This window comes from Pseudarthrobacter sp. ATCC 49987 (assembly GCF_009928425.1).
Lineage (GTDB): Bacteria > Actinomycetota > Actinomycetes > Actinomycetales > Micrococcaceae > Arthrobacter.
In genome coordinates this window covers 1,308,400-1,321,242 of sequence record NZ_JAABNS010000001.1, presented here as the reverse complement: position 1 = coordinate 1,321,242, position 12,843 = coordinate 1,308,400, and the positions used below count along the sequence as shown (strand labels likewise).

The window sequence follows — 12,843 nt, the reverse complement described above, 5'->3', positions numbered from 1 at the left end:
TCATTTCTGTGCAACAAGTGCAGTTCGTCCCGCGCGTGGGGCGGGACCGTCTTCTTGGGATCAGTGGCTGTCAATAAACCATATGTATTTCCGCGGGCTGCGGGAAAGCAGTGCCCACGTGGCGGAATATGGCGCGTCACAAACAGTCTATGATTTCCGGGCCCGTCTCCGCCGGTCCACGCCGGACCGACGGTATGAACAGCCTCCGCCACACTATGCTTACGACTATGTCAACCAGCCTCCACCACCGCGCGATTGAGCACCTCGGCAGCCGGATCGTCGCGGGCGAACTCCCGGCCGGCCACATCATGCTGGCCGAGCACCTCGAAGGTGAACTCAAGGTGTCCCGTTCGGTGGTCCGCGAGGCGGTGCGGGTCCTTCAGTCACTCGGCCTGGTCGAAACGACCAAGCGTGTGGGGATCCGAGTGCTCCCGGCCAGCCGCTGGAACCCCTTCGACCCGCAGGTGATCCGCTGGCGCCTCGCCGGCGAGGGCCGCGGCGCGCAGCTGCGCTCCCTCGCAGAGCTGCGCACCGCCGTCGAGCCCGTGGCCGCCGAACTGGCCGCCGCCAACGCCCCGGAGGAAATCCGGCGCGAACTTGTGGACGTCTCGCATGCGATGCGCGACGCCGGGCAGGCCGGGGATGTGCCGAGGTTCCTGGAGCTCGATATCCATTTCCACTCCCTGCTGCTGACCGGCTCCGGAAACGAGATGTTTGCCAACATGGTGGGCCAGGTGGCCGAGACGCTGACCGGCCGCACTGTGCACGGCCTGATGCCGGACCATCCCCGCGACACGGCGCTGCAGTGGCACGTGGACGTCGCAGAGGCGATTGCTGCCGGCAACCCGGCGGCAGCCCGGGAGGCCTCGGACCGGATCATGCGGGAGACCATCTCGGAGATGGAACCCGAGTGGAAGAACCAGCCCAGGGTGTTTGTCCCGGTCCAGCGGCTTTAGCCTGGACCTCCCCCGAGGATGGCGTTCTTCAGGGCATTCTGCCACCGAAGTTTCGCCATCGAATAGGCGTTTCTGCACCGCAGAATCGCCCGGTGCGTGTTTCACATTTCCAAAAGTTCACGGTATATTCATAACAAGCCTTCCACCGCGGCATCCCCCAATAGTCGCGGTGGAAGGCTTTTCCAATGCCCCGGCACTTCTGGCCTGGGTACCGCGGCCGGCCGGGCGAAGGCAGCGGAACGCCGCAGCTATGCCGCGTCCGCTACGGCCTCCCGCAGCCGCCAGCCGCCGCCCAGACCGTCACGGATGATTTCCATCGTGGTGAGGGCAGAACCCGCATTCCGGCCGAGTCTCGCCTGGACCTGCCAGACCTCGACGTCGACTCGGCTTAGTCCTTTGGGCATCCGCCGCTCCGCCTCCCACCAGCTCACCCGCTCGAACCAGCGGACCGGCTCCGCGCCGACAATCCATTCGCGGCCGCCGCGCAGCACCGCCTGGGGCCTTCCATCCGGCCCTGATTTCACCATGACGTGTTCCATGCCAGCCACGGTAGGGCGGGGCTCCGACAATATCCGCGGCATTGCTCCGCCCCCGCCTGTCGGCACAGCCGGCGTCAGCCGGGGGTGTCGAGGTTGGCGGGGCGGAAGTAGTGGTTGCGTCGGGGTTTTTGGCGGGGGTCAAGGTGTGGTGGCGGGATGAACCAGGGGATGCCGGTATGGACCTGGATGCTCCAGTGTTCCTTGTGGATCACGTGGTGATGGTGTGAACAGAGCAGCACACCGTTGTCCGTGCCCGTTGTTCCGCCGCGGGACCAGTAGGTGATGTGGTGGGCTTCGCACCAGGGCGCGGGGATGGTGCAGCCGGGAAACGCGCAGCCGCCGTCGCGGGCGGTGAGGGCTTTGCGGATGTGGGGCGGGAAGACCCGGGTGGCCCGGCCGATGTCCAGGACCTGGCCTGCGCTGCCAAGGAGGACCGGGATGATGTCCGCGTCGCAGGCGATCTTCCGGACCGTCGAGGCCGTGACGGGGCCGGTGAACAGCAGCGACCCGGTCTGCGCCGTGACCTGCCCGCGGTGGAAGGAATCTCCGGAACCCCATTCCCGGGCGCCGTGGTGAGCGTCGCGGCTTCCGCCAGGCGTGTTGAGCCGGGCGAGGAGGGCGCGGTAGTCGATGGTGACCATGACCTGCGGGCGCAGCCCTCCCGTAACGGGCAGGGTCCCGGCGGCGAGGGCTGCTTTGCAGGCACCGACGAGGCCGTCGAGGAGTTTCTGCGGCCTCGAGCGCAGGTCAAGCGGGACGTCCGCGCCCGCCTCGGAACCGTCCGCTGCGGACTCCGGGCTGGCGGCAGCGTCCACCCCGGCGTCCGGGGCCTGCGTGCGGGGGTTGGTGGCGGTGTTCATAACGGTCAGGAGGTGTTCGAACTGTTCGGCGGTCGCGAAGATCTCCAGGTGCTGCAGCCCGTGCCGGGGCTTGCGGAGGAACGCGCCCTGGAGCTGGCGCAGGAGCTCTTCGGAGGGCTCGGCCCCGTCCTGGTCGATCGCGTCGGTCCAGCTCCGGGACACCCGGGCCAGGAAGTCCGGGTCGTGCTCCGCGGCGGTGCGGGTCAGGGCGTGCTCCATCCTTGCGGCGGTCTCGGTGTCGCAGACGTGCCGGACACGGTCCAGGGCGAGGCTGACGATGGTCGCGGACCGGGACCCGACCGCGCCGGAGGCAACGGCGGCCCCCAGCTCCCCGTGCACAGCAGGCAACTCTTCTCCGGTGAATCCCCGGCGGGGCAGCAGGCCTTCGGCCAGGGACAACCGGCGCCGGGCCTCCGCGGAGCCGATCCGCAGCCGCGCCCGCAGGAACTCCGGAGTGTTCCGGTACCCGTCATCAACAGCACCAGCAGGCTCATCCGCAGCGGCCGGGTCGTCAGTGCCGCCGGGGTTCTCCCGCCAGCCCGTGGTCCACGAGGTGCCCGCCTTCGGGCCGGCGGCCGCGGCCTGCTTCCGGGTCCGGTCCACGGCGCCGGCCGCGACGAGCTGCAGATACTCCGCGATCCGCGAGAACTCCTCCACCGTGCCGGCGAAATCCGAGGCCTCCCGGAATCCCCAGAGTGCGGCGTCCCCGGCCGCCGTCAAAGCCACCTCCCGGAGCGCGGCCAGAGCATCATCCACACCAGACCGCCCGGCCGGCGCAACGCCCCGGCCTGTGTCCTGGAAAGCAATGAAATCCCTGACGGTTTCCATAAACCCACACTACTTTGGGGGTCTGACACTTCCAAGCGAGGTCTATTAGGACAAAACGTGTGTATGGAATGTGCCTGCTTCCCAGTGGCGGCGGGGGGAGATCCGGGGTAGCTAAGCTTTGAAAGCTTATGGTGGCTGGGGTGCTCGTGTATCTCTGGAATGTCTGGTGTGCGGCCGAACGCTGGGCCGAAACGGGCAGACCGTTGCGGCCCAGCCCCGGTGCCGGTTCCTGGCTTGCGGGGCGAGCGTTAGGGTGGACGGCGCCATTCGCCGTCCGGGGCGCCTTTGAACACGATTCCGGCCCTTAAGGTCCGATGTTTGCGGCGTGTCCGTGTCAAAGTGCCCCAGGACCGCCCATGACGGGCGAAACCAGGGGCGCGCCCGAGTCCGCTTGCTTAGGGTCCAGGCAGGACGCGACCGGCACGCCGGGGATTGACACACGTTTTGTCCTATAAGCCCGTCCCGGGTTGTCTGACCATTTCGTTCCGAGCACACAAGAAACCCCGCCATGCTGCCGCTGGGCCTGCACTGACGGGGTTTTGCGTGGTGGGTCCTACCGGGATCGAACCGATGACATCCACGGTGTAAACGTGGCGCTCTACCAGCTGAGCTAAAGACCCAAACCGCTGTTTTCACGCTTCCGCGCTTCAACCAACGAACAGTTACTGTACCGGATGAACCCGGCGGAGCGCCAATCGGACCTGTCGCCTCTCAAAGCGGGGGCAGTTCGGCAGCGAGCCAGGTGAGCGCTTCGCTGACCCCGGCGTCGAGCTTGATGGTGGCGAGGTCATCCCCGCGGGTCTGGCCCCGGTTGATGATGACAACGGGCTTTCCGTGCTTGGCCGCGTGCCGGGCAAACCGCAGCCCGCTCATTACCGTCAGCGAGGAGCCGGCGACCAGGAGGGCAGCGGCCTCGTCCACCATGGCATAGGAGCGCTCGACCCGGTCCTTGGGCACGTTCTCGCCGAAGTAGACGAAGTCGGGTTTGAGTGTGCCGCCGCAGGCCGGGCAGTGGGCCACGACAAAACTCTCGATCAGGTCGGCGTCCTCGACCGTCGCGTCGGCGTCCGGGGCCATTTCGACCGCACCGGCGGCCAGTGCCCGCTCCAGGAAGCCGGGGTTGAGCTCCGTCAGCACCCCCGCCAGCAGCGTTCGGCTGTAACGCCGGTGGCAGGCAAGGCAGACCACCTGGTCGAACCGGCCGTGCAGGTCCACCACGTTGACGCTGCCGGCGTCCTCATGGAGCCGGTCCACGTTCTGGGTGATGAGTCCCGTGAGAAGACCGCGGTGTTCCAGCCGGGCGACGGCGGCGTGGCCGTCATTGGGGTCGGCCCGGCGCAGATGGGACCAGCCGATGTGGTTGCGGGCCCAGTAGCGGCGCCGGTTGTCCGCTTCGCCGATGAATTCCTGGTACGTCATGGGAGCCCGGGGTGCGGCGCCCGGTCCGCGGTAATCGGGGATGCCGGAATCCGTGCTCAGCCCGGCACCCGTCAGCAGGGCGAAGCGCCCGCCCGCGAGGACGCGGTGGATTTCCTGCAGGACTTCAAGCTCGTCACGGGCCGGTACGGCGGCGGGGACCGGGGGCAGGCTGGCAAATCCAGTCATGCCGATCCCGGGCCGCCGCGTCCGCACGGTCTCAGTTCCCGACGAGTCCCGCCAGGGCGGCGCGGTAGTCGGCGAAGTCCCGGGCCTGGCCGCGGGGGTTCACCACCACGTAGCGCACGATTCCGCTCGCGTCGATGATGAAGGTGCCGCGCTTGGCCATCCCGCTGTCGGGGTCAAAAACGCCGTACCGCCCTGCCACGGCCCCGTGCGGCCAGAAATCGGCCAGCAGGTCGAAGGAGTAGCCTTCCTTCTCCGCGTAGGCCCGCTGGACGAACTTGCTGTCCACGGAGATGCCCAGGACGGTGGTGTCGGCGTCCTCGAACAGCGCCAGGTTGTCCCGGAGTTCGCACAGCTCCCCAGTGCAGATGCCGGAGAAAGCGAACGGGAAGAACACGAGGACGACGTTGCGGCCGCGAAGTTCCGCGAGCCTTACGGGTTCGCCGAACTGGTTCAGCAGCTCGAAGTCCGGGGCTGCCTCGCCGACGGCGGGCACGTCCCGGGCGTCAAGTCGCTGTTCCGCTATGGTGCCAACCGCTCCGGTTTGGGTCACTTGTTCTTCCGTGTGACCAGGCGGGTGGCGCTCCAGTCCTTGGAGACGCCTGCGGAGGTGGTGTAGTGCAGGCCGGCGGTGGGGGCGGCATCCTGGATGTCGGCCGGTGAAACGTAGCCCACGCGGCCGGACTTCGGGGTCAGCACCCAGACAACGCCGCCCTCGGTCAGGGTGGTCCGCGAGCCGACCAGCGTGTCCACGAGGTCGCCGTCGTCGGACCGCCACCAAAGAATCACGGAATCGACGACTTCGTGATCGTCCTCATCGAAGAGTTCCGAGCCGGTGAGATCTTCGATGTCGTCGCGCAAATCGAAGTCGACATCATCGTCATAACCGAATTCCTGAATCAGGTCCCCGGTTTTGAAACCCAGTTTTTCCGCCACATTTACCGAAGTGGCGGCGTCGGCCTCGCTCACGTGTTGCTCCTATGCTTGGTGTTTTCAATAGCTCTAGTGATTTCCATTACTCCAAGCCAACACCCTTTGCGCCTGCGCTTCAAGCTGTTGGCCCCGCGATCCGCCATATTCTGCGTCACACACGGGGTTCCGGGCGCCGCCAGGCGGCACGTCGTCACACAACCAGTATGCCGGTCAAATACGACCGGGACCCCATGCGACAGCTACGCATCCCCGAGCCGTCACAGCTAGAGTGGCTGATGACGACTACGCCCGCGAGGGCGGACGCCCCGCTGACGAAGGCGGGCATAGTTGTGCTTGGACCTTGCCCGGCGCACATGACCGGGCAGTTGTAACCGATATGTCGCACACGTCGCGTTCACGCCAGGCAGTTACCCTGCCGGAGCTGAGGGCGCCGATGAATGCGCTCAAAGAGAGGTTGGACGTGGCTGCAGGAGAAGAGACCTCCCATATCCTCAGCGGGTTGACTAACCAGCTGCCTGATCGTGATCCGGAAGAGACCGCCGAGTGGCTGGAGTCCCTGGATACGCTGATTCAGGAACAGGGCACTGAGCGTGCCCAGTACATAATGCGCAGCCTGCTCCAGCGGGCTGGCGCGCAGAGCGTGGGTGTTCCGATGGTCACCACCACGGACTACGTCAACACGATCCCGGTGGACCAGGAAGCGCCATTCCCCGGCGACGAGGAGATTGAACGCAAGTACCGGGCGTGGCTGCGCTGGAACGCCGCGGTCATGGTGCACCGGGCGCAGCGGGCCGATATCGGCGTCGGCGGACACATCTCCACCTACGCCGGTGCCGCAACGCTCTACGAGGTCGGTTTCAACCACTTCTTCCGCGGCAAGGACCACCCCGGCGGCGGGGACCAGGTCTTCTTCCAGGGCCACGCCTCCCCCGGCATGTACGCCCGGGCCTTCATGGAAGGCCGGCTCTCCGAGGAGGACCTGGACGGGTTCCGGCAGGAGAAGTCCAAGGAGGGCCACGCACTGTCCTCCTACCCGCACCCGCGGCTGATGCCGGAGTTCTGGGAATTCCCCACGGTCTCGATGGGCATCGGGCCGATGAACGCGATCTACCAGGCACAGTCCAACCGCTACCTGCACAACCGCGGCATCAAGGACACGTCCGACCAGCAGGTCTGGGCGTTCCTGGGCGACGGCGAAATGGACGAGCCCGAGTCCCGCGGCCTGCTCCAGCTCGCCGCGAACGACAAGCTGGACAACCTCAACTTCGTGATCAACTGCAACCTCCAGCGCCTTGACGGACCCGTCCGCGGCAACGGCAAGATCATGCAGGAACTTGAGGCGTTCTTCCGCGGCGCGGGCTGGAACGTCATCAAGGTCGTCTGGGGCCGGGAGTGGGATGACCTGCTGGCCAAGGACGAGGACGGCTCACTCGTCAAGATCATGAACGAAACCGTCGACGGCGATTACCAGACCTACAAGGCCGAGTCCGGCGCGTTCGTCCGAGAGCACTTCTTCGGGCAGACCCCGCAGACCAAGGAGATGGTCCAGGACCTCACCGACGACCAGATCTGGAACCTCAAGCGCGGCGGCCACGACTACAACAAGGTCTACGCCGCGTACAAAGCCGCGACCGAGTTCAAGGGCAAGCCCACCGTCATCCTCGCGCACACCGTCAAGGGCTACGGCCTGGGCACCCACTTCGAGGGCCGCAACGCGACCCACCAGATGAAGAAGCTCACCCTCGCGGATCTGAAAGCCTTCCGCGACCACCTGCGCATTCCCATCACGGACGACCAGCTCGAAGCGGACCTCTACCGTCCCCCGTACTACCACCCAGGCATGGACTCCCCCGAGATCCAGTACCTCATGGAACGCCGCCGCTCCCTCGGCGGATTCGTCCCCGAACGCCGCTCCAAGCACAGTGAGGTCACCCTCCCGGAGGACAAGGTCTACGAAGTCGCCAACCGCGGCTCCGGCAAGCAGCTGGCAGCCACCACCATGGCCTTCGTCCGCCTGCTCAAGGACCTCATGCGGGACAAGGAGTTCGGCCAGCGGATCGTTCCGATCATCCCGGACGAGGCGCGCACGTTCGGCATGGACGCGTTCTTCCCGACGGCCAAGATCTACAACCCCAACGGCCAGAACTACCTGTCCGTGGACCGCGAGCTCGTCCTGGCGTACAAGGAGTCCATCTCCGGCCAGATCGTGCACGCCGGCATCAACGAGGCCGGCTCGGTGGCGGCCTTCACCGCTGCGGGTACGTCCTACGCCACGCACGGCGAGCCGCTGATCCCGATCTACGTGTTCTACTCGATGTTCGGTTTCCAGCGCACCGGCGATTCGTTCTGGGCCGCCGCGGACCAGATGACCCGCGGGTTCATCATCGGCGCCACCGCCGGCCGCACCACCCTCACCGGTGAAGGCCTGCAGCACGCCGACGGACACTCCCCCATCCTGGCCGCGACCAACCCGGCCGTCGTCACCTACGACCCGGCATACGGCTACGAGATCGGCGTGATCATGCGCGACGGCCTCACCCGTATGTATGGTCCGGGCCTGGCGGACAACGACCCGTCGCGGAACGTGATGTACTACATCACCGTCTACAACGAGCCGATCTCCCAGCCTGCAGCGCCGGCGGAAATGGACGTCGAGGGCATCATCAAGGGCATCTACCTGCTGGCACCGGCCAAGATCGACGGCCCGCGCACGCAGATCCTTGCCTCCGGTGTGTCTGTTCCCTGGGCCCTCGAGGCCCAGCGGGTCCTCGCCGAGGACTGGGGCGTCTCGGCCGATGTGTGGTCCGTGACGTCCTGGAGCGAGCTGCGCCGCGACGCCATGGCCGCCGAGGAAGAAGCCTTCCTCAACCCCGGCCAGCCCGCCCGTGTCCCGTTCGTCACCGAACAGCTCGCCGGCGCCACCGGTCCGATTGTGGCGGTCACCGACTACATGAAGGCCGTGCCGGACCAGATCCGCCAGTTCATCCCGAACGAGTTCGCCTCGCTCGGGGCAGACGGCTTCGGATTCTCCGACACCCGCGCCGCAGCGCGCCGCTTCTTCAAGAACGACATCCACTCCGTGGTTGTCCGTTCCCTGCAGATGCTGGCCCGCCGTGGCGAGGTGGATGCCCAGGCTCCGGCCCAGGCCATCGAGAAGTACCGCCTGCATAACGTCAACGCCGGCACCACCGGCAACGCGGGCGGCGACTCCTAGGGTCAGTCCAGCACCGTACGACGGCGGTCCCCACCGGAAGGCGGGGGCCGCCGTCGTCGTTAAGGCGCTGTGATCTGGCACTGTGATCCAGCACTGTGATCCAGCACATGGTGCCTTGTAGCCTTCGCACAAATGGAGCTTGGGCCGCAGTCCCCGTATGCTCGATGCATGGCCGAGCCGATCACCACTCCCGCAAAACGCAAGCCCGCTTCGAGGGCGGTGCCTCCGGAGAAGGTCGAGACGCTCAAGAAACTGCGGGCGAGCGTGGGCCAGCTCTCCACGACGACGCTCCGCCAGCTGGAGAAGTCCCTGCCGTGGTACAGCCGGCTGAACTCCGACGAACGCTCGGCCCTGGGCATGGTGGCCCAGAACGGCATCGCCGCCTTCGTCACGTGGTACGAGCGGCCCAGTTCGCCGTCGTGGATCCTGTCCGACGTTTTCGGCACCGCTCCCACCGAACTCACCCGCTCCATCAGCCTGCAAAAGGCTCTCCAGCTGATCCGGATCGTGGTGGAAGTGGTCGAGGACCAGGTGCCCGTGATCGCCCCGGAGGCGGACCAGGGCGCGCTGCGCGAGGCGGTACTGCGGTACTCCCGCGAGGTGGCGTTCGCGGCGGCCGATGTCTACGCCCGCGCTGCCGAAACCCGCGGATCGTGGGACACCCGGCTGGAAGCGCTCATTGTGGACGCCATCCTGCGCGGTGAAAACACCGATGCCCTGCGGTCCCGGATTGCTGCCCTGGGCTGGAAGGCGCAGGAGCGCTTCACCGTCATGGTGGGCAATACCCCGTCCGAACCGAATGCCAGCTACGTCAGCGAACTGCGCCGCACGGCCGGGCGTTTTGCCGAAGACGCCCTCGTCGGAATCCAGGGCGACCGGCTCATCCTCATCCTCGGCGGGGTCCACGACCGGGAGACCGCATACCTGAAACTCGCCGAACTCTTCGCCCCCGGTCCGGTGGTCTACGGCGCCGAAGCGGGCTCCCTGCTGGAGGCCAGCAGCTCGGCCCAGTCAGCCTTCGCGGGGCTGACTGCTGCCCGCGCTTGGCCCGCCGCGCCGCGCCCGGTCGCCGCCGATGACCTCCTGCCGGAGCGGGTGATCTCCGGCGACGACGCCGCCCGGCGCTCCCTCGTCAAGAACATCTACCGGCCCCTGCTCGCGGCGTCCAATGGCCTGGTGGAGACGCTCGGGACGTACCTGGAACTGGGCCATTCGCTCGAGGCCACGGCCCGTGAACTCTTCGTCCATGCCAACACCGTGCGCTACCGGCTCAAGCGCGTCTGCGACGTCACGGGCTGGGACCCGCTGTTGCCCCGGGAGGCTTTTGTACTCCAGACGGCCCTTGTCGTTGGCCGTCTGGCGGCCCCGCCGAAGCCCGCCGCGGAACGGCAACCGTCGCGTAACAACGCCTGAGCAGTTGTAGACTTCCTACAAAGTGACCCTGTGAGCTTGGTGCATGAATGCACCGATAATCACGCCGTAGTTTGGAAAGCTGGATACGTGCTTGCAATCGTCTGCCCTGGACAGGGCTCCCAGACCCCCGGTTTTTTGGCCCCTTGGCTGGAACTGCCGCCCGTCGCAGGCCATCTGGCCGCCCTCAGCGAAATCGCAGGGGTCGACCTCACCGCTCACGGCACCACCTCCGATGAAGAGACCATCAAGGACACTGCTGTTGCGCAGCCGCTGATCGTCGCCGCCGGACTGGTGGCCGCTCAGTCGCTGTTCGACGTCGAACTGGGCACCCTGCCGGTCATCCTTGCCGGCCACTCCGTCGGGGAGATCACAGCGTCCGCCCTGGCCGGCGTGCTCACCGAAACCGAAGCCATGACGTTCGTCCGCGAACGCGCCAACGGCATGGCAGCCGCCGCCGCAGCCACGCCCACCGGCATGAGCGCCGTTGTGGGCGGCGACCCGGCCGAGGTCCTGGCCGCGATCGAGGCCTGCGGCGCCACGGCAGCCAACGTCAACGGCGCCGGCCAGACCGTCGCGGCCGGAACCCTGGACCAGCTCAAGGCCCTCGCGGAGAACCCGCCGGCCAAGGCCCGCGTCATCCCGCTCAAGGTCGCCGGGGCATTCCACACCTCGCACATGTCCCCCGCCGTCGCGGCGCTCCGGGCCCTCCGGCCCTCGCTGCACCCGCGGAACCCGCAGGTCCCCCTGCTCTCCAACTTCGACGGCGCGGAAGTCACCGATGGTGCCGCCGCCGTCGAAAGCCTGATCGCCCAGGTATCCCGCCCGGTCCGCTGGGACCTGTGCATGGAAACGCTCGTGAAGCGCGGCGTGACCGGCGTGATTGAACTGGCTCCGGCCGGAACCCTCGCCGGACTCGCGAAGCGCGGCATGCCGGGCGTCAAGACCGTGACCGTCAAGACCCCGGACGACTTGTCCGCCGCCCTGGCCCTATTCGCAGAATTGGAAGGACAGGCATGAGCGTGCCCACGTTGAAGCAGGCCCCCCTGCACGAGAACACCCGAGTCATGGGAGTCGGCGCATACCGGCCCAGCGTGATCGTCACCAACGATGACGTCTGCCAGTGGATCGATTCCTCCGATGAGTGGATCCGCCAGCGCACCGGCATCATCACCCGGCACCGTGCCCCCGCTGACGTCAGCGTCATCGACATGGCCGAGGGCGCGGCCCGCGAGGCCCTGCAGAAGGCCGGCATCGAAGCCTCCCAGCTCGGCGCCGTCATTGTCTCCACCGTGACGCACCCGTACGCGACGCCGTCCGCAGCAGCCAGCCTCGCCGACCGCCTCGGTGCGACGCCGGCCCCGGCCTTTGACATCTCCGCCGCCTGCGCCGGGTACTGCTACGGCATCGCCCAGGCCGACGCGCTGGTCCGCTCCGGCGCGGCCAACTATGTCCTCGTCGTCGGCGCGGAGAAGCTCTCGGACGTCATCGACAACACCGAGCGCACCATCTCCTTCCTGCTCGGCGACGGCGCGGGCGCCGTCGTGATCGGCCCCTCCGATACCCCGGGCATCGGCCCGTCGGTGTGGGGCTCGGACGGCAGCAAGTGGGACGCGATCGGCATGACCGGCTCCATGCTGGACCTCCGCGAGCTCGCCACGGCGGGCAAGCAGGGCGGTGCGCTGAGCGCCGAGGAAGCCGCCGTTACCGACGCAGCGCTCTGGCCGACACTCCGCCAGGACGGCCAGACGGTCTTCCGCTGGGCAGTCTGGGAGATGGCCAAGGTGGCCCAGCAGGCGCTGGACGCTGCCGGCATCAGCGCCGACGATCTCGCGGCCTTCATCCCGCACCAGGCGAACATGCGGATCATCGACGAGATGGCGAAAAAACTGAAGCTGCCGGAAACGGTCATCATCGCCCGTGACATCGCCGACGCCGGCAACACCTCCGCAGCGTCCATCCCCCTGGCCACCCACCGCCTGTTGCAGGAAAACCCGCAGCTCAGCGGCGGGCTTGCACTGCAGATCGGCTTCGGTGCCGGACTGGTTTTCGGTGCCCAAGTGATCGTGCTTCCGTAGGCGTCCTTCCTCCCAACTTTTCCCGTCTTCATATCCCAGAGCAAACCGAACCCTCGGTTTGAGTCATTTCCGCCCAGGCTGCCGGCACACCGGCAGCCCACGGCAATAACAAGAAAAGGAGCCATCATGGCTAGCAACGAAGAGATCCTGGCCGGCCTGGCTGAAATCGTCAACGAAGAGACCGGCCTGGCCACCGAGGCAGTCGAACTGGACAAGTCCTTCACCGAGGACCTCGACATCGACTCAATCTCGATGATGACGATCGTCGTCAACGCTGAAGAGAAGTTCGGCGTGCGCATCCCGGACGAAGAGGTCAAGAACCTCAAGACCGTCGGCGACGCCGTCAGCTTCATCGCGAACGCACAGGCCTAATTACGGCCCCGGCCGGTCCGGGGGCGCACCTGCACCCCCGGACCGCGCCAT

At 67.0% G+C, this 12,843-nt stretch carries 11 protein-coding genes and 1 tRNA gene; 6 read left to right on the top strand and 6 right to left on the bottom strand.

The window, feature by feature from the left end; all coding sequences use genetic code 11:
* Positions 1–227: 227 nt before the first annotated feature.
* The gene (locus tag GXK59_RS06270) at positions 228–956 is read left to right on the top strand and encodes a FadR/GntR family transcriptional regulator (RefSeq protein WP_160665235.1); all 729 of its coding nucleotides are present in this window, start codon (positions 228–230) and stop codon (positions 954–956) included.
* Positions 957–1,204: 248 nt separating this feature from the next.
* On the opposite strand, the gene GXK59_RS06265 is transcribed toward GXK59_RS06270, so the two are convergent.
* The 6 genes from GXK59_RS06265 to GXK59_RS06240 form a co-directional block, all read right to left on the bottom strand.
* The gene (locus GXK59_RS06265; protein ID WP_202129070.1) at positions 1,205–1,495 is read right to left on the bottom strand and encodes a hypothetical protein; all 291 of its coding nucleotides are present in this window, start codon (positions 1,493–1,495) and stop codon (positions 1,205–1,207) included.
* 74 nt (positions 1,496–1,569) lie between these two features.
* Entirely contained in the window at positions 1,570–3,183 is a 1,614-nt protein-coding gene (locus GXK59_RS06260; RefSeq protein WP_160665233.1) for an HNH endonuclease signature motif containing protein, read from the bottom strand.
* A 544-nt stretch (positions 3,184–3,727) separates the two neighbouring features.
* Positions 3,728–3,803 (bottom strand) — tRNA-Val (locus GXK59_RS06255).
* 91 nt (positions 3,804–3,894) lie between these two features.
* Entirely contained in the window at positions 3,895–4,788 is an 894-nt protein-coding gene (locus GXK59_RS06250; RefSeq protein ID WP_443094265.1) for an NAD-dependent protein deacetylase, read from the bottom strand.
* Positions 4,789–4,819: 31 nt separating this feature from the next.
* On the bottom strand, positions 4,820–5,338 hold the full coding sequence (locus GXK59_RS06245; protein WP_443094264.1) for a peroxiredoxin: 519 nt from the start codon (positions 5,336–5,338) through the stop codon (positions 4,820–4,822).
* Positions 5,335–5,754 (bottom strand): DUF3052 domain-containing protein, encoded by a 420-nt coding sequence (locus tag GXK59_RS06240; protein WP_024368236.1) that lies wholly within the window; start codon positions 5,752–5,754, stop codon positions 5,335–5,337. Before GXK59_RS06240 ends, GXK59_RS06245 begins: the two co-directional genes overlap by 4 nt.
* A gap of 397 nt (positions 5,755–6,151) precedes the next feature.
* Here GXK59_RS06240 and aceE point away from each other — a divergent pair, with 397 nt between their 5' ends.
* The 5 genes from aceE (at position 6,152) to GXK59_RS06215 (ending at position 12,792) form a co-directional block, all read left to right on the top strand.
* Positions 6,152–8,932: a pyruvate dehydrogenase (acetyl-transferring), homodimeric type gene (gene aceE / locus GXK59_RS06235; protein WP_202129069.1), complete on the top strand. Its 2,781-nt coding sequence runs from the start codon at positions 6,152–6,154 to the stop codon at positions 8,930–8,932.
* A gap of 168 nt (positions 8,933–9,100) precedes the next feature.
* A complete protein-coding gene (locus tag GXK59_RS06230; RefSeq protein WP_160665227.1) occupies positions 9,101–10,345 on the top strand; it encodes a PucR family transcriptional regulator in 1,245 nt (414 codons plus the stop codon).
* Between the two features lie 87 nt (positions 10,346–10,432).
* Positions 10,433–11,362 (top strand): ACP S-malonyltransferase, encoded by a 930-nt coding sequence (locus tag GXK59_RS06225; protein ID WP_160665225.1) that lies wholly within the window; start codon positions 10,433–10,435, stop codon positions 11,360–11,362.
* Positions 11,359–12,420, top strand: coding sequence for a beta-ketoacyl-ACP synthase III (locus tag GXK59_RS06220; RefSeq protein WP_160665224.1), 1,062 nt, complete (start codon positions 11,359–11,361; stop codon positions 12,418–12,420). The genes GXK59_RS06225 and GXK59_RS06220 overlap by 4 nt, the downstream gene beginning before the upstream one ends.
* 126 nt (positions 12,421–12,546) lie before the next feature.
* Positions 12,547–12,792 carry an acyl carrier protein gene (locus GXK59_RS06215; RefSeq protein WP_011692310.1) on the top strand — a complete coding sequence of 82 codons (246 nt, stop codon included), beginning with the start codon at positions 12,547–12,549 and terminating at the stop codon, positions 12,790–12,792.
* Positions 12,793–12,843: the final 51 nt, after the last annotated feature.